The 16,733-nt window shown below is 58.7% G+C and carries 14 protein-coding genes; 11 read left to right on the top strand and 3 right to left on the bottom strand.

Annotated elements, in window-relative coordinates; genetic code table 11:
* Positions 1-30: 30 nt before the first annotated feature.
* Positions 31-435, bottom strand: coding sequence for a lysozyme inhibitor LprI family protein (locus BMY98_RS07310; RefSeq protein ID WP_074886725.1), 405 nt, complete (start codon positions 433-435; stop codon positions 31-33).
* A gap of 329 nt (positions 436-764) precedes the next feature.
* Between BMY98_RS07310 and BMY98_RS07315 the strand changes: the two genes are divergently transcribed.
* The 10 genes from BMY98_RS07315 to etfB all read left to right on the top strand — a co-directional run bounded on the left by BMY98_RS07315 (position 765) and on the right by etfB (position 11,209).
* Positions 765-1,253 (top strand): Hcp family type VI secretion system effector, encoded by a 489-nt coding sequence (locus BMY98_RS07315; RefSeq protein ID WP_074886727.1) that lies wholly within the window; start codon positions 765-767, stop codon positions 1,251-1,253.
* A gap of 9 nt (positions 1,254-1,262) precedes the next feature.
* The gene (locus tag BMY98_RS07320) at positions 1,263-2,222 is read left to right on the top strand and encodes a hypothetical protein (protein WP_074886729.1); all 960 of its coding nucleotides are present in this window, start codon (positions 1,263-1,265) and stop codon (positions 2,220-2,222) included.
* Positions 2,219-2,596 (top strand): hypothetical protein, encoded by a 378-nt coding sequence (locus BMY98_RS07325; RefSeq protein ID WP_074886731.1) that lies wholly within the window; start codon positions 2,219-2,221, stop codon positions 2,594-2,596. Before BMY98_RS07320 ends, BMY98_RS07325 begins: the two co-directional genes overlap by 4 nt.
* Before the next feature lie 99 nt (positions 2,597-2,695).
* On the top strand, positions 2,696-3,193 hold the full coding sequence (locus BMY98_RS07330) for a hypothetical protein (RefSeq protein WP_074886735.1): 498 nt from the start codon (positions 2,696-2,698) through the stop codon (positions 3,191-3,193).
* A gap of 210 nt (positions 3,194-3,403) precedes the next feature.
* Positions 3,404-4,381 carry a dipeptidase gene (locus BMY98_RS07335; RefSeq protein WP_074886739.1) on the top strand — a complete coding sequence of 326 codons (978 nt, stop codon included), beginning with the start codon at positions 3,404-3,406 and terminating at the stop codon, positions 4,379-4,381.
* Positions 4,382-4,469: 88 nt separating this feature from the next.
* A complete protein-coding gene (locus BMY98_RS07340) occupies positions 4,470-5,000 on the top strand; it encodes a 4-vinyl reductase (protein WP_065991251.1) in 531 nt (176 codons plus the stop codon).
* Positions 5,001-5,015: 15 nt separating this feature from the next.
* Complete coding sequence (dgcA, locus tag BMY98_RS07345; RefSeq protein WP_074886742.1) at positions 5,016-7,076, top strand: dimethylglycine demethylation protein DgcA; 2,061 nt, start codon at positions 5,016-5,018, stop codon at positions 7,074-7,076.
* Positions 7,077-7,234: 158 nt separating this feature from the next.
* Positions 7,235-9,196 carry a dimethylglycine demethylation protein DgcB gene (gene dgcB, locus BMY98_RS07350; protein ID WP_074886745.1) on the top strand — a complete coding sequence of 654 codons (1,962 nt, stop codon included), beginning with the start codon at positions 7,235-7,237 and terminating at the stop codon, positions 9,194-9,196.
* Complete coding sequence (gene etfA / locus BMY98_RS07355; protein WP_074886747.1) at positions 9,196-10,416, top strand: electron transfer flavoprotein subunit alpha; 1,221 nt, start codon at positions 9,196-9,198, stop codon at positions 10,414-10,416. The genes dgcB and etfA overlap by 1 nt, the downstream gene beginning before the upstream one ends.
* Positions 10,406-11,209: an electron transfer flavoprotein subunit beta gene (gene etfB / locus BMY98_RS07360; protein ID WP_074886750.1), complete on the top strand. Its 804-nt coding sequence runs from the start codon at positions 10,406-10,408 to the stop codon at positions 11,207-11,209. The genes etfA and etfB overlap by 11 nt, the downstream gene beginning before the upstream one ends.
* 1,051 nt (positions 11,210-12,260) lie before the next feature.
* On the opposite strand, the gene gbcA is transcribed toward etfB, so the two are convergent.
* Positions 12,261-13,559 (bottom strand): glycine-betaine demethylase subunit GbcA, encoded by a 1,299-nt coding sequence (gene gbcA / locus BMY98_RS07370; protein ID WP_074886756.1) that lies wholly within the window; start codon positions 13,557-13,559, stop codon positions 12,261-12,263.
* 329 nt (positions 13,560-13,888) lie between these two features.
* On the opposite strand from gbcA, the gene gbcB reads away from it, so the two are divergent.
* On the top strand, positions 13,889-14,989 hold the full coding sequence (gbcB, locus tag BMY98_RS07380) for a glycine-betaine demethylase subunit GbcB (RefSeq protein WP_065991259.1): 1,101 nt from the start codon (positions 13,889-13,891) through the stop codon (positions 14,987-14,989).
* Between the two features lie 114 nt (positions 14,990-15,103).
* On the opposite strand, the gene BMY98_RS07385 is transcribed toward gbcB, so the two are convergent.
* Positions 15,104-16,729, bottom strand: coding sequence for a methyl-accepting chemotaxis protein (locus tag BMY98_RS07385; RefSeq protein ID WP_074886760.1), 1,626 nt, complete (start codon positions 16,727-16,729; stop codon positions 15,104-15,106).
* Positions 16,730-16,733 lie beyond the last annotated feature (4 nt).

Here is a 16,733-nt window from a genome sequence, read left to right on the forward strand (position 1 = left end):
GGGAAGGGCGTCAGGGTAGCGCATTCGGGATCATTCGGACTGCGCGACGGTATCCAGATACTCCGATCGTTCGTCGCTGGCGCGGGTCAGGCAATCGTTCTGGTCGATATTGAATTCTTTGGTTCCGGGCTTGGCCGGGAACACTTCAACGGCGCAATCCGCGTCACGCAGTTTTTTCCAGGCTTCCTGGGCCGTCTTCAGTTTGGTGGCGAACTCCTCGGCCTGGGCCTTGTTCGCCCCGAACTGCGTCTGCACACGCTCAAGCACGTTCTGAACATTCTCGGTCAGCAACTTCTCCGCCGTGTCCCGGCTGTACACCGAGCACTCGAGGGTCTGCTGGTCCTCTTCGACGCCGTCACAAGGGTTGACGGCCGGGTTGGTTGCAGCATGAGCACCTGTCGCGAATAGAGCCAGAGCCAGAAACATGGTTTTCATTAGGGCTTTCCGAGTCAGAGATGGAATGGATTCTCGCCCAAGCGCGAGGCAAAGAACAGGTATCAAATGCGGGCATCGACCATACGCCGTGAGCCAGCGTCGCTTGTTGACGGTTTCGACCATTTTGCAGTCGTTTTTGCTCGCGACGCTTGGACTTCTGATGCGTCAGATAGGGAGTTTTCTCGAATATTCGCGAAGCAAAAGAACCGTCCTACGGAAAAGTCTGAAATTTTCCATCAGGGTTTTTGTAGCGAGTTTCTTTGGGTAGGATCCAATCCGCGCCGTTAACCGGCACTCTCAAATAACCAAGCAACTCAGGGAGAGAACTCATGGCGCTCGACGCATTTATCCAATTCGACGGCATCCCGGGTGAGAGCCTCGACGACCAGCACAAGAACTGGATCGAAATCCTCGGCTATAACTTCGGTACCCATCAGAGCGCATCGGCGACCGCAACCTCGGCGGGTGGCGCCTCGTCTGGCCGGACCACTGTCACCACATTCAACTTTTCCAAGTTCCTTGATTCGGCAAGCGCCAAACTGATGCAAGCGAGTTGCGCAGGCCAGCATTTCAAAAAAGTAACCATCGCGGTGCACCGCGCTGGCGGCGAAAAGCTCAAGTACTTTGAGATCGTGCTCGAGGAAGTGATCATTTCTGACTACAGCCACAGTGCCACCGACGGCGTGCCCCGCGAAGTGGTGCAGCTCGATTACGGACGTATCAAAACCAACTACGTTCAGCAGCGTCGTAGCGATGGTGGTGGGGGCGGCAACGTGACGGGTGGCTGGGACCGTATCAAAAACACGATTTACGCGTGAGGGTCGTCTATGTCGCGGCCTTACAGCTTCATCAATGATCAGATGCAGACCTATTTTTCTATCAAGGCAAAACTGCCCTTGGGGCGCCGCGCGGCCGATAAATTCGATGTGCTTAATGCCCACATCCGCAATTCCACCGTAGCGGCGGGAGAAATCGTCATCGTCCCCGATGATTCAACCTCCGCGTGCACGTCTGAAGAAGCCGAACTCATGAGGCTTGCTACGATGACCCATCAGGGCCTCATCGATAACGACGCAGGAGGCGACGACTTCATCGTGGCCAACCACGAACTCATCACGCGGCTACTTGGCAATACCTCAATCGGTATCGGAATGGCTGCTGACGCTTGGGAAAAGCATCTGGAGCAGATCAAGACCACGCTCGACAGCATCGATGCCCTGCATAAGCAACACATGGCCTCGGGAACCCTGATCGAACGAAATCTGTTCTATACCAAACGCCGCCAGCTTTTCGACAAACTCGAAAAGCTGCTGAAAGGCTTTCTTAGTCTGGGAGCAGGACTGCGGAACACAGGCTCAATCCGGCGAATGCTGGGGATCTCAACTAAAAGCTACCTGCACACTGGCGAGATCAGACACTACGCCGAAAAAACGAGCGGCGTTGCCAAAGCGGCGAAGCTAATAAAAAGAGGAGCTTATGTGGGGATAGTTCTCGATACAGCTTCGACGGCGGTTGATATCAAGACGGCTTGCTCGACGGGCCGGGAGGATGAGTGTACGAAGGCGAAGTATGTTGAGGGGAGTAAGCTGGTTGGTAATTTGGGGGGCGCTGCGGCCGGCGCGGGAGTGGCTACTGTGATTTGCGTTACCGGGTTGGGGCTTACAACAGGTCCGGGTGCACTCGCCTGCGGTGTCATCACTGCTGGGATATTGGGTTGGTTGGGGGGCGAGATAGGAGGTAAGGGAGGCGAGATGACGGGCGAGTTACTCTATGAGGTCTCTCAATGAAAGATATCGTACCTGGCCTAGTTGCAACTTCGATAATGATCCCTGGAATCCTGAACTTATTGGTGCTGCTATTCATCACCTGGTGGGTAAGGGACGAGGTGGACAGCCGTCTTTCTCGATGTTCCATAATTGTAGATATCAATGCCACTTTTGGTGGCTTGGGATTTATCGGAGATGTCTATAGGGTAGGCACTGTGGCGTGTATCTTAATTTTCCCTAAGCTGTTCCTCAAGCGAGGAGTCATTGATGTTCGGCAGGTAGTGGACTTTCCAAAAAAATGGAAACTATTGATCGTGGTGCCGTTTTTTCTAAATATCATTTTTTTTACGGCCATGTTGGTGTTTCGTGCCTGGCTCTACTTTTATGATTTCTAACGACTTCATATGCTTTGAAGAATATCTCCATTGGTACCGGGATAGCAGCCGACGCTTGGGAGAGCTATTTGCACACCTGGGCATCATGAATGCAGGCATGTGGGTGTTTTGGTTCGTTTTTCAGGTTGCGTGAAGATATTGATATCTGACAGCTTTTTTGCGATCGGCCCGGAGGTCATTATGATAATTAGAAGCGGACACTATCGTCATGGTGGCGCCATTCATTCTGCGGATCATGACTTTATCGTTTTGACGATGTGTATCCTTTTCGTAGTCACTCTGTTGTATACGGTGTTGATAACGTTGTATCTGCGAAACAAGATCAATAAATCACTGGATAACTGTTTAGCGGTCACGGACTCTAGTTTGTTCCAGATCGGGACCGGGTTTCTAGGAGATATCAGAAAATTAGCCATCGTAAGCGCGATGTTCCTTCGGCCCCAAATGTTCCTGAAACTGGGCGCCATCGACTTGGAGCAGGTCGATACATTCCCAAAAAAATTCAAATACATGATGTTGGCTCAGGTGGCTCTAGTCACATTGACGACGTTAGTCACCCTCGTTTTTTTTGTTTGGGCGTATCTTCCCGACTTCTGAATTCCGCCCCAGAGCGCCCCCCCCTGCCTGAATGGCTGCATCATCGGGAGGACCTGCTGCGTCGTCATGCCTATGCCCTTTGTCGTTTCTTGACGCTTTCGGCAATTCCCCTGTCGTTTTTGCACCCGGCTCCTCCGACCCTCAGGCATATGCTGACCCCAAAGCGCCGGCAGACCTTCCGGCCATTAAAGAACCCCAGGGGACCGCCTGATGAGCCCAGCCGAATTACACGCCGACAGCATCGTCATTGACGGGTTGATCATTGCCAAATGGAACCGTGAGCTGTTCGAGGACATGCGCAAAGGCGGCCTGACCATGGCCAACTGCACAGTTTCGGTGTGGGAAGGGTTTCAGCAGACCGTCAACAGCATCGCTTCCAGCCAGAAATTGATTCGTGAAAACAGCGACCTGGTGATCCAGGTGCGCAACACGGCCGACATCCGCAAGGCCAAGGAGCTGGGCAAGACCGGCATCCTCTTCGGCTTCCAGAACGCCCATGCTTACGAGGATCAGATCGGCTACGTCGAGATCTTCAAACAACTGGGCGTGGGCATCGTACAGATGTGCTACAACACCCAGAATCTGGTGGGCACCGGCTGCTACGAGCGCGACGGCGGCCTTTCGGGCTTCGGTCGTGAAATCGTCGCGGAGATGAACCGCGTCGGCGTCATGTGCGACCTTTCCCATGTCGGCTCCAAGACCTCTGAGGAAGTCATCCTCGAATCGAAGAAGCCAGTGACCTACTCCCACTGCCTGCCTTCGGGCCTCAAAGAACACCCGCGCAACAAATCCGACGCCGAGCTGAAATTCATTGCCGATCACGGCGGCTTTGTCGGCGTGACCATGTTTGCGCCGTTTCTGGCCAAGGGCATCGACTCGACCATCGACGATTACGCTGAAGCCATCGAATACGTGATGAACATCGTCGGCGAAGACGCCATCGGCATAGGCACTGACTTCACCCAGGGTCACGGCCAGGAATTTTTCGAATACCTGACCCACGACAAAGGCTACGCCAGGCGCCTGACCAACTTCGGCAAGATCATCAACCCGCTGGGCATCCGCACCGTCGGCGAATTCCCGAACCTCACCGAAACCCTGCTCAAACGCGGCCATTCCGAGCGCGTGGTGCGCAAGATCATGGGCGAGAACTGGGTTCGCATCCTGGGCGACGTCTGGGGCGAATAGGCCTCCGGCCCCACTCGCCGATCACTGAATTTTCCCCTCTCCCGTCGCGGAGAGGGCATCCACACGAATTTTCCGGAGTTAAGTTTCCATGGCCAAGATCGCCCCGCAATTGCCAATCGAAGTCGACAGCGAGACCGGTGTCTGGACCTCCGACGCCCTGCCGATGCTGTACGTGCCGCGCCATTTCTTCGTCAACAACCACATGGGTATCGAAGAAGTACTGGGCGCCGAGGCGTACGCCGAAATCCTCTACAAGGCCGGCTACAAGTCCGCCTGGCACTGGTGCGAGAAAGAAGCCGAATGCCATGGCATCGAAGGCGTCGCGGTGTTCGAGCACTACATGAATCGTCTGTCCCAGCGCGGTTGGGGTCTGTTCAAGATTCAAGACATCGATCTGGAAAAAGGCACCGCCAGCGTCAAGCTCGAGCACTCGGCCTTCGTTTACGTCTACGGCAAAGTAGGGCGCAAGGTCGATTACATGTTCACCGGCTGGTTTGCTGGCGCCATGGACCAGGTCCTGGAAGCCAGCGGCAGCAAAATCCGCACCGTGGCCGAGCAGGTTTACGGCGGGTCGGAAGAAGGCCACGACGACGGCCTGTTTGTCGTCAAGCCGTTGTAAGTCGAGGTTTCCGTCATGGCTTTCGAAGCGATGTTTCAACCGATTCAGATCGGTAAATTGACCATACGCAACCGCGTATTGAGTACCGCGCACGCCGAGGTCTACGCCACCGACGGCGGCATGACCACCGACCGTTACGTGAAGTACTACGAGGAGAAAGCCAAGGGCGGCATCGGTCTGGCCATTTGCGGCGGTTCGTCCAGCGTGGCGATCGACAGCCCGCAAGGCTGGTGGAAGTCCGTCAACCTGGCGACCGACAAGATCATTCCGCACTTCCAGAACCTCGCTGACGCCATGCACAAGCACGGCGCCAAGATCATGATCCAGATTACCCACATGGGTCGTCGTTCGCGTTGGGACGGCGATCATTGGCCGACGCTGCTGTCGCCTTCGGGCATCCGCGAGCCGGTTCACCGCGCAACCTGCAAGACCATCGAGCCGGAAGAAATCTGGCGGGTGATCGGCAACTACGCCAGCGCGGCGGCCCGTGCCAAGGCCGGCGGTCTGGACGGCGTTGAGTTGTCGGCCGTGCACCAGCACATGATCGATCAGTTCTGGAGCCCACGGGTCAACAAGCGGACTGACGAGTGGGGCGGCAGCTTCGAAAACCGCATGCGCTTCGGGCTGGAAGTGATCAAGGCTGTGCGCAAGGAAGTCGGCCCGGACTTCTGCGTCGGCCTGCGTATCTGCGGTGACGAATTTCACCCGGACGGCCTCAGTCACGAGGACATGAAAGAGATCGCCAAGTACTACGACCAGACCGGCATGATCGACTTCCTCGGCGTTGTGGGTTCAGGGTGCGACACCCACAACACCCTCGCCAACGTTATCCCGAACATGAGTTATCCACCGGAGCCATTTCTGCACCTGGCGGCCGGCATCAAGGAAGTGGTCAAGGCGCCTGTGCTGCACGCGCAGAACATCAAGGATCCGAATCAGGCGACTCGCATTCTCGAAGGCGGTTACGTCGACATGGTCGGCATGACCCGCGCGCACATCGCCGACCCGCACCTGATCACCAAGATCAAGATGGGCCAGGTCGACCAGATTCGGCAGTGCGTGGGTGCCAACTACTGCATCGACCGCCAGTATCAAGGCCTTGACGTGCTGTGCATCCAGAACGCCGCCACGTCCCGCGAATACATGGGCGTGCCGCACATCATCGAAAAAACCACCGGCGTGAAGCGCAAGGTGGTGATCGTCGGGGCCGGGCCTGCGGGGATGGAAGCGGCGCGCGTTTCGGCCGAGCGGGGCCACGACGTGACCTTGTTCGAGAAGAAAGACGCCATCGGCGGACAGATCACAACGGCCTCGAAAGCACCGCAGCGCGATCAGATCGCCGGCATCACGCGTTGGTTTCAGCTGGAGCTGGCGCGTTTGAAAGTCGATCTGCGTCTGGGCACGGCGGCAGACATCGCGACCATCATGGACCTGCGTCCGGACGTGGTGGTGCTGGCGGTGGGCGGCCATCCGTTCATTGAGCAGAACGAGCATTGGGGCGCCGCTGAAGGCCTGGTTGTCAGCAGCTGGGACATCCTCGACGGCAAAGTAGCGCCGGGCAAGAACGTGCTGGTCTACGACACCATTTGCGAGTTCACCGGCATGTCCACGGCCGACTTCCTGGCGGACAAAGGCTGTCAGGTCGAGATCGTTACCGACGACATCAAGCCCGGCGTTGCCATCGGTGGTACGTCGTTCCCGACCTACTACCGCAGCATGTACCCCAAAGAAGTGATCATGACCGGCGACATGATGCTGGAAAAGGTCTACCGAGAGGGCGACAAGCTGGTCGCGGTGCTGGAGAACGAATACACCGGCGCCAAAGAGGAGCGGGTGGTCGATCAAGTGGTGGTCGAGAACGGCGTTCGTCCTGACGAAGCGCTGTATTACGGGATGAAGGAAGGTTCGCGCAACAAGGGCCAGATCGACATCGACGCCCTGTTCGCGATTCAGCCGCAGCCGTCGTTGAGTCAGCCGGGTGACGGGTATCTGCTGTTCCGCATTGGCGATTGCGTGGCACAGCGCAATACCCATGCGGCGATCTACGACGCACTCAGGCTTTGCAAGGATTTCTAGCGGCCGGCACACAACCCTGTAGGAGTGAGCTTGCTCGCGAAAGCGGCAGGTCTGTCGACATCCATGTTGAATGTCACGGCTTCGCGAGCAAGCTCACTCCTACCGGAACCGAGTAAGGCATCTCGACCTGCAAGACCCTGAGTCTTTGGGAGCTCCACATGCTAAACACCCTTCTTCCCATCCTGCTCTTCGCTGCCCTGGGCCTGGCGGTCCTTGGTGCGCTGCGGCGGGTAAGCCTTTGGCGCAACGGGCGTGCCGCCAAGGTTGACCTGCTCGGCGGATTGCTGGCGATGCCCAAGCGCTACATGGTCGATCTGCACCACGTCGTCGCCCGGGACAAATACATCGCCAACACCCACGTGGCCACGGCGGGCGGCGCGGTTGCGTCCATCGTGCTTGCGATTCTGGTGCACGGTTTTGGCCTGCACAACCGTGTCCTCGGCTACGCGCTGTTGCTGATGTCGGCCGTGATGTTCGTCGGCGCGATCTTCATGTACCTGCGTCGTCGCAATCCGCCGAGTCGTTTGTCGAAAGGCCCGTGGATGCGCCTGCCGAAAAGCCTGCTGGCGTTCTCGGGCTCGTTCTTTATCGTCACGTTGCCCGTTGCGGGCGTGCTGCCGGCGAACTTCGGCGGTTGGTTGCTGGCGATCATTCTGGGCATTGGCGTGCTGTGGGGCGTCTGCGAATTGTTCCTCGGCATGACCTGGGGCGGCCCGATGAAACACGCCTTCGCCGGCGCGCTGCACCTGGCCTTTCACCGCCGCCCGGAGCGCTTCGGCGGTGGCCGTTCGACAGGGCTGAAACCCCTCGATCTGGCAGACAAAACCGCACCGCTGGGCGTGGAAAAACCCAAGGATTTCACCTGGAACCAGCTACTCGGTTTCGATGCATGCGTGCAGTGCGGCAAGTGCGAAGCTGCCTGTCCTGCCTTCGCCGCCGGCCAACCGCTGAACCCGAAGAAGCTGATTCAAGACATGGTCGTCGGCCTGGCGGGCGGCACTGATGCAAACTTTGCGGGAAGTCCCTATCCGTCCCTTGACGGCCAAGGCAAGCCTGTCGGCGAGCATGGCGGCAATCCCCATCAACCCATCGTCAACGGGCTGGTCGACGCCGACACCTTGTGGTCGTGCACGACTTGCCGGGCCTGCGTGGAAGAGTGCCCGATGATGATCGAGCACGTGGACGCAATCGTCGACATGCGCCGGCATCTGACGCTCGAGAAAGGCGCGACCCCAAACAAGGGCGCTGAGGTGCTGGAAAATCTCATCGCGACGGACAACCCGGGCGGCTTCGCTCCGGGCGGACGCATGAACTGGGCGGCAGACCTGAACCTGGACATCATGAGCCACAGGAAAACCGTGGACGTGCTGTTCTGGGTGGGCGATGGCGCGTTCGACATGCGCAATCAACGCACCTTGCGCGCCTTCGTCAAAGTGCTGAAAGCGGCCAAGGTCGACTTCGCCGTGCTGGGGTTGGAAGAACGTGACAGCGGTGATGTTGCCCGCCGTCTGGGTGATGAAGCGACGTTCCAGATGCTCGCCAAACGCAATATCCAGACGCTGGCGCAGTACGACTTCAAGCGCATCGTCACCTGCGACCCGCACAGCTTTCATGTGCTGAAAAACGAATACGGTGCGTTCGAGGGCCACTACGTCGTACAGCACCACAGCACGTATCTGGCAGAGCTGATAGTCAACGGCGCGTTGAATCTGGGCCGGCACAAAGGTGCCAGCGTCACCTATCACGATCCCTGCTACCTCGGCCGTTACAACGGCGAGTACCAGGCGCCGCGCGATGTGCTGCGTGCGCTGGGCATCGAAGTCAAGGAAATGGTCCGTTCCGGGTTCCGCTCACGTTGCTGCGGCGGCGGTGGCGGCGCGCCGATCACCGATATTCCCGGCAGGCAACGGATTCCTGACATGCGCATGGATGACATCCGCGAGACCGGAGCCGAGGTGGTGGCTGTGGGTTGTCCACAGTGCACCGCGATGCTTGAAGGCGTGGTCGAGCCACGGCCGATGATCAAGGACATCGCCGAACTGGTGGCTGACGCCCTGCTTGAAGAAACCGCGCCTGCAAAGCCGGCAGCGGCCCGACGTGAACCTGCGGAGGCCCATTGATGAGCGACATTATCCGCCGTGACCCACGCGCTGAGTGGATCGCACGAAACCGCCTGCATCCCTTGCACGCCGCCATGCAACCGGCGCAAACCACCTGGATGGGCCCCAACGGGGTGCTGCGTAAAAACGTGCATGGCATCGGTTTCATCGGTCCCAACGGGATCAAACGCATTGATCGAAGCGGGGCGCAACAAGGCGGCGCGGTCAAACGCTCCGCGTCTGTGGACGTGCAATTGCCATTGCATCGGATTACGACGCCGGCCTTTTACATCGCTGTCGTTCCCGACATGGTCGGCGGCCGTCTGAGCAGCCATGATCGCGACCTGCTGGGCTTGGCCCATGGCCTGGCTGGCAACGAGGGCGCTGTACTGGCGGTCATTTTTGGCGAGCACAAAGAAACGACGTTCGACACCGCCGGCGTGGATCGGCTCCTGATTCTGGAAGGCAGCGAGTTCAGCGGTTATTCACCCGAGCAACGTGTGCAAGGTTTGCGGGCTGTGGATAACCAGTTCGACCCGCATCACTGGCTACTGCCCGACAGCCGAAATGGTGGGGGCGAGTTGGGGCGCCGCTTTGCGGCCAGCCTGGGCGAGCGTCCGTCGACACGCGTCTGGCAAGTGGCTGGCGAACGGTGCATCGGTCGTGCAGGTGCTGGCGCGGAGGATCTGTCGCGTCCCGTGTCACGCCTGATTCTCGCTCAAGCGGAATGCGCCGAGCCCGTGAGTGAGACACGGCACGAAGCACTGCCCGTGGAGTTATCCACAGCTGTTGCACGCAGCTTGCCGCGCATCGAGGACCTTGGTGCCGTGGCGGTCGATCCTGCACTTATCCCCATGTCCGAAGCTGAATTCATATTTTCGGGTGGTAACGGGGTCAAGGACTGGTCGCTGTTTCACCGCACGGCTATCGCGCTGGGCGCTACTGAAGGCGCATCCCGTGTGGCCGTCGACGATGGCTTCATGACCCGGGATCGTCAGGTCGGTGCGTCCGGCACCTGGGTCACTGCCCGGGTGTACGTGGCGGTCGGGATTTCCGGTGCGATCCAGCATTTACAGGGCATTGGCGCCTGCGACAAAGTGGTGGCCATCAACCTTGACCCGACCTGCGACATGATCAAGCGGGCCGATCTGTCCGTGATCGGCGAAAGCGCTGCCATTCTCGAGGCGCTGATTGAAGCGGTCGATACATACCGGAATGGGGCGAAGCGCGATGCAGCCTGAAATGGGTGTCTCTGTGGATAAAGGTGCGCTGCACGTGATCAGTCTCGTCTCCGTCGGGGCGCACCCGACGTCAGGACGTCCCCGTCGCGCCGAGCAGGATGCCCGTGCGGTGGAGCTGGGTTTGCAATTGGCTGGGGATAACTTGCACGTATTGCATGCCGGTGATGCCGAAGAGCCCGCATTACGTGGCTACCTGGGCATGGGCGTGGACGAGCTGCACGTGCTGGCTCAACCGACGGGCGCGGACGCGTTGCCTGGGCTGACGGATTACATTCGCGAGTCGGGCGTGCAGCTGGTGCTGACGGGCAGTCAGGCCGAGACGGGCGAAGGGTCCGGCATGCTCCCTTATTTGCTGGCTGAAAAGCTTGGCTGGCCGCTGGTGGTGGGTCTGGCTGAGGTTGAGTCCATGAGCAATGGCAGTGCCCAGGTGCTGCAGGCGCTCCCCCGAGGTCAACGCCGCCGCCTCAAGGTCAGATTACCGTTCCTGGCGACTGTGGATAACGCCGCACCGAAACCTCGTCAAAGCGCTTACGGTCCGGCGCAACGGGGTCTGCTGGATGTGGAAGAGATTGAAGTGGTCATCGACGAAGTGTTCACCGGCGCAGAGCTGACGCCCGCGAAACCACGGCCAAAACGCTTGAAGGTCATCAAAGCCAAGAGCGGCGCTGATCGCATGAAGGCCGCGACAGCGAAAGCGAGCGGCGGCGGTGGGCAGGTGCTCAAGGGGGTGACTGCTCAGGAGGGGGCTGCGGCGATTTTGAAACTGCTGGTTGAGGAGGGGGTGGTGCGCTGAGCGCGTTTCAGCATTGAGGAAAGCGTCCTAGGTGGCGCCTTCTTCACTTGTAGTTGAATGATCGGGCAACCAGCTTACCCAGAATGTCGCTCTCGTCCGCGACCAGTTCCTTGTAGATGTAGTTGTAGCCTCCTCTCGCCATGGTCATCAGGTCCGCTGCATTTTTGCGTAGGCGGAGGCGAATGCGCTTTTAATCTCCTGGAGCGTTCTGGGTCTGTAGGTCACGATACCCAGCAGCTCCCGAGGAAGGCTGGTAGGCCGACCGCGTTGTTGTATGAGCTGAGCGTTTGCCCGCAGAACAACCTGCTCAGAAAACCGGACTCTTGACGTCATTTTTAGCCACTCCGAATCGATGATGGGCGGGAGTCTACCGCTCCGAGAAAGATGTGAATGTCAGACGCGTCTGATTCGGTTTGTAGTAAAACTGCATTACCCACAATCGCTGTTGATCCGCCTGTGGATAAACTGTTCGGACATTGCTACAGGCCTTGTTAACTATGGCTCACAGCTGGGTGGTCAATTCTTGACCATCCTATCTCACGGATTCTTAATGGTTTTTTCCACAAGCCGGGGTTTGTGGAGCGTGTTCTTACCCACATTCTCTGTGAGCGGGGGTGTGGATAACATGTTCGTGATCCGCTGAATCCCTTGTAGTACCTGGCTTGCAGAGTTGCGGTCAAAATTTAACCAATGATGGTCATCGAGCGCCGCTCTAGGTCCCTTGCCATCGTTCTTTAGCCCATTTAATGCTTTTCCACAGCAGCCGGCAGACTTACACACATAGGCTGTTGGCGCTTCTGTGGATAACATGTTCGCGGTCGGGGTTTAACCCCTGAATCCGGTCGGTTGAGCGATATGATCAAAAAATGATCATTTATTTTTTTGGCTAGCTATCAAAGCGGCCTAGATTGCATGCGGAGACGGCCAGCCTCACACCGATTCCCGTCACCCACCGAAAACGCAACGCGGGCAAGCGCGCCTCTACAGCTCGAATGTCTGTAGAAACGCGGTTGCCCGCGAAGGTGTCAGTTCAAATCCGACGTGTAATTTCCTACTCGTGGTTAACCGCCACCCCTTTCAAATACGAAGCAGGCTCTGCGCCCATGTTTTCCAGCAATTTTGCGCTGTACCAGTCGATGAAATTCACCACACCGAATTCATAGGTCTTCGAGTACGGACCCGGCTGGTAAGCGATGGAGTTGATGCCGCGCTGGTTCTCTTCGGCCAGTCGACGGTCCTGGTCGTTGGTGGCGTCCCAGACTTCACGCAGGCGTGCAACGTCGTAGTCAACGCCCTCGACGGCGTCCTTGTGGACCAGCCATTTAGTGGTGACGAGGGTTTCCTGCGCGCTGACCGGCCATACGGTGAATACGATGACGTGGTCGCCCATGCAGTGGTTCCACGAGTGGGGCAGGTGCAGGATGCGCATCGAGCCCAGGTCCGGGTTCTGGATGCGCCCCATCAGTTTCTTGCTGCCTTGCTTGCCATCCATCGTCATCGAGACGGTGCCTTTGAGCAGCGGCATGCGCACGATGCGGTTGCGCAGGCCAAAGCTGGCGTGGGCGAACGGAATTTTTTCGGCTTCCCAGGCGGCCGCGGAGGCTGCGACGTGGTCCTTGAAGGCCTGGTCGGCGCGCGGGTCGGTGACGTCGTCCCACTCCAGCAAGGTGTTTAGCAGTTCGGGGTGCGACGCATTGCAGTGGTAGCACTCGCGATTGTTTTCCAGCACCAGCTTCCAGTTGGCTTTTTCGACCAGGGTGGTTTGCACCGCCACCTTGGTGTTCTCCATGTCGTACGGTTCCATGTAGTGATTGAGCGTCTGCAGGAACGCGTCGATAGCGGGCGGATTGCTCGCCATGCTGATGAAGATGTACCCGCCTGCCACTTTGCAGTGCACCGGCTTGAGGCCGAACGCCTTCATGTCGAAATCCGCACCCATCTCGGTGCCCGCGTACAGCAGGCGACCGTCGAGTTCGTAGGTCCACTGGTGGTAAGGGCAAACCAGCTTGGCGACCTTGCCTTTTTCCTTGGTGCACAGGCGAGAACCGCGGTGGCGGCAGACGTTGTGGAATGCATTGATCGAGCCGTCAGGCCCGCGCACGACCAGGATCGGGTTCTTGCCGATCTGGAGGGTAAGGAAGTTACCCTTCGCCGGCACTTCGCAGGTCATGCCCGCGATCAGCCACTCTTTCTGAAAGATTTCCTGCATGTCGATTTCAAACAGCCGCTCATCGCTGTAGAAAGGCTGCGGCAGCGAGTAAGTGCGCTCGCGGGTGTGCAGCATCTCGGCAGTCGCCTTGCGCGCAGGTTCCAGCGGATCGCCCAAGCTCAGAGTTGCGGTGACGTCCATCTTTCAAGTCCTCAGGCCGCGCTTTGCGCAGTCTACGAATGTGGCTGATACGGTGGGTGTATAGCGAAGCGCGCGAGGCGGCAGTGATTTCTGTCGCTCAGGCCAATGGATAAAGAATCTGTAATGAATTGAGGGCGAGTGTGGAGCCGGGCGCGACCTGAACCTTATCCATGGGCGACATGGCCGAATCCGTTTCCGACGGCCCGACCCCTATAGACCGGGGCTGGTCGCCATAAGTATGTGAATGTCGCTGATAGGTAAATAGGCGGCTCGCGCGTTACGCAGAATCGCCACCATGAGAGGCCGACCGTCGGCCGTGGAGAGTGTGTATGTCCCAGAGTTTCCTCAGCCCGGTCAACACCCAGACCTGGGCCAACGGCCGCCATCTGGTGCGGGTCGTCAAAGTGATCCAGGAAACCTGGGACGTGCGCACGTTCTGCTTCATGGCCGACCAGCCGATTCTGTTCTTCTTCAAGCCCGGTCAGTTCGTCACCCTGGAGCTGGAAATCGACGGCGTGCCGATCATGCGCTCCTACACCATCTCCAGTTCGCCTTCGGTGCCGTACAGCTTTTCGATCACCATCAAGCGTGTGCCCGGCGGCAAGGTTTCGAACTGGCTGCACGACACGCTCCACGAAGGTCAGGAACTGGCCGTGCACGGGCCGGTGGGTCTGTTCAACGCCATCGATTTCCCGAACCCGAAAATCCTCTATCTCAGTGGCGGCGTCGGTATCACGCCGGTCATGTCCATGGCACGCTGGTATTACGACACCAACGCCAACGTTGACATGGTCTTCGTGCACAGTTCGCGCTCACCCAAAGACATCATCTACCACCGCGAGCTGGAACAGATGGCGTCGCGAATCAATAACTTCGCCCTGCACATCGTCTGTGAAAAGCACGGGCTGGGTGAACCGTGGGCGGGCTATCGCGGTTATCTGAATCAGAAAATGCTCGAGCTGATGGCCCCGGATTTCATGGAGCGGGAAGTGTTCTGCTGCGGGCCGACGCCATACATGAGTGCGGTCAAGCGGTTGCTTGAAGCCAACGGTTTCAACATGGCTCAGTACCACGAAGAATCCTTCGGCGCGACGCCGCCGGAAGCCCGCGCCGATGCCGTGGAGCATGCCGAACAGGCCGCCGACGCGCCGGATCTGGATGTCGCTGAATTGAATCAGGTTGAATTCACTGACACCGGCAAGAGCATCCGCGTCGCACCTGGGGAAACCGTCCATGCAGCGGCTGCCAAGCTCGGCCTGATGATTCCCAAGGCATGCGGGATGGGCATCTGCGGCACGTGCAAAGTGATGAAGCTGAGCGGGGAGGTCGAGATGGAGCACAACGGCGGCATCACCGACGACGACGTAGACGAAGGCTACATCCTGGCGTGCTGCAGCGTGCCGAAGGGGGATGTGCGGATTGAGTATTGATCGATCTGTGTAGGAGCGCGCTTGCCCGCGATGGGCGATGACGCGGTCTACCTGAGAGACTGCGTTGTTTTTTTCGCGGGCAAGCGCGGTCCTACACTGTGATCGACGGGTTGCTTACACCTTGAAGCGCGCAACCATTCCGTTCAGATCCACGGCCAGACGCGACAGCTCGTTGCTCGCCGCGCTGGTCTGATTTGCGCCGGTGGCGGACTGAGTCGACAGGTCGCGGATGTTGACCAGGTTGCGGTCCACTTCCCGAGCGACCTGGGCCTGCTCTTCCGCCGCGCTGGCGATGACCAGGTTGCGTTCATTGATTTCCACAACGGCGCTGTTGATGGTGTCCAGCGCAAGGCCGGCGCCCTTGGCGATGTTCAGGGTGGATTCGGCGCGTTCGGTGCTGCTGCGCATGGAGTTCACCGCCTGCTCGGTGCCGCCCTGGATACTGCCTATCATGCGTTCGATTTCGCTGGTCGACTGCTGGGTGCGGTGGGCGAGGGCGCGGACTTCGTCGGCAACCACCGCAAAACCGCGACCTGCTTCACCCGCACGAGCGGCTTCAATGGCGGCGTTGAGGGCCAGCAGGTTGGTCTGGTCCGCCAGACCGCGGATCACATCCAGCACCTTGCCGATGTCGCGGGACTCGTCCGCCAGGTTGCCGATCAAAGCGGACGTGCTTTGCACGTCGGTGCTCATGCGCTCGATGGCGCTGACGGTTTCCTGCACCAGATCGCGGCCATCGCTGGCAGACGTGGTGGCGTTTTTCGACGCTTCCGAGGTGCTCACGGCATTGCGTGCGACTTCTTCCACGGCGCTGGTCATCTGGTTGACCGCAGTGGCCGCCTGTTCGATTTCGTCGTTCTGTTGGGACAAGCCACGCGCGCTCTCGTCGGTAACGGTGTTCAGCTCCTCGGCCGCCGAAGCGAGTTGAGTGGCTGAACCGGAAATACGCTGCAGGGTGTCGCGCAGTTTGGACTGCATCTTCAACATCGCGGCCAGCAAGCGGCCCGCTTCGTCAGTACCGTCCACCGTGATGGTGCGCGTCAGGTCGCCCTCGGCGATGTCCTCAGCGGCGTGCAGCGCCGAAGCGATAGGACGGGTGATGCTGTTGGTCAGCAGCCAGGCGAACAGCAAGGTCAACACAGTGGCAATGATCAGCAGCGTGACGACCATCGTGAAGGCGGTCGAATACTGTTGAGTAGCCGTCGCGCTGGCTTCATTGACCTGTTGGGTGTTCATCTCGATCAACTTGGCGAGTGCGGTGTTCATCTGGTCCGAGTTGGTCTGCAGATCGGCGCTGAGCAGACGGATCAGTTCGGCCATGTCGTTGGCCTGACTCAGCGTCTTCATGCGGTTTTCAAGCTGGCGATAGTCGTTGAGCAACTGCACGTACTGGTCGTAGGCCGATTGCTCCGCCGGCTCGGAAATCAGCTTGACGTAGACGGCCCGGGCATCGTCGATCTGCTTGTTGCGCATGGCGAACAATTCAGTGGTTTTCTGCAGCGTGTCGGGGTCGCGGTTGAGCATCAGGCGATAGGACAGCACACGCAGACGAATACTGCCTTCGGTCAATTTATCCAGCGCCTTGATGCTCGGCACGCTGTTGGTGGCCAAGTCGACGTTAGCGTTGTTGATCTTGTTCATCTGCGACAGCGCGAAGACGCCCAGAATCAGCATCAGCAGGCCGATGACGGCAAACCCGAGAAAGGCGCGGGGCGCTATATTCAAATTACGTAGGGACATTACG

The sequence above is a fragment of the Pseudomonas graminis genome (assembly GCF_900111735.1).
Lineage (GTDB): Bacteria > Pseudomonadota > Gammaproteobacteria > Pseudomonadales > Pseudomonadaceae > Aquipseudomonas > Aquipseudomonas graminis.

Coding starts and splice junctions, on each gene's coding strand:
- gbcB (WP_065991259.1), top strand. CDS start 13,889: ATGTCCCAGAGTTTCCTCAGCCCGGTCAACACCCAGACCTGGGCCAAC.
- BMY98_RS07385 (WP_074886760.1), bottom strand. CDS start 16,729: ATGTCCCTACGTAATTTGAATATAGCGCCCCGCGCCTTTCTCGGGTTT.
- etfB (WP_074886750.1), top strand. CDS start 10,406: ATGCAGCCTGAAATGGGTGTCTCTGTGGATAAAGGTGCGCTGCACGTG.
- BMY98_RS07340 (WP_065991251.1), top strand. CDS start 4,470: ATGGCCAAGATCGCCCCGCAATTGCCAATCGAAGTCGACAGCGAGACC.
- BMY98_RS07335 (WP_074886739.1), top strand. CDS start 3,404: ATGAGCCCAGCCGAATTACACGCCGACAGCATCGTCATTGACGGGTTG.
- BMY98_RS07320 (WP_074886729.1), top strand. CDS start 1,263: ATGTCGCGGCCTTACAGCTTCATCAATGATCAGATGCAGACCTATTTT.
- dgcA (WP_074886742.1), top strand. CDS start 5,016: ATGGCTTTCGAAGCGATGTTTCAACCGATTCAGATCGGTAAATTGACC.
- BMY98_RS07315 (WP_074886727.1), top strand. CDS start 765: ATGGCGCTCGACGCATTTATCCAATTCGACGGCATCCCGGGTGAGAGC.
- BMY98_RS07325 (WP_074886731.1), top strand. CDS start 2,219: ATGAAAGATATCGTACCTGGCCTAGTTGCAACTTCGATAATGATCCCT.
- etfA (WP_074886747.1), top strand. CDS start 9,196: ATGAGCGACATTATCCGCCGTGACCCACGCGCTGAGTGGATCGCACGA.
- BMY98_RS07310 (WP_074886725.1), bottom strand. CDS start 435: ATGAAAACCATGTTTCTGGCTCTGGCTCTATTCGCGACAGGTGCTCAT.
- dgcB (WP_074886745.1), top strand. CDS start 7,235: ATGCTAAACACCCTTCTTCCCATCCTGCTCTTCGCTGCCCTGGGCCTG.
- gbcA (WP_074886756.1), bottom strand. CDS start 13,559: ATGGACGTCACCGCAACTCTGAGCTTGGGCGATCCGCTGGAACCTGCG.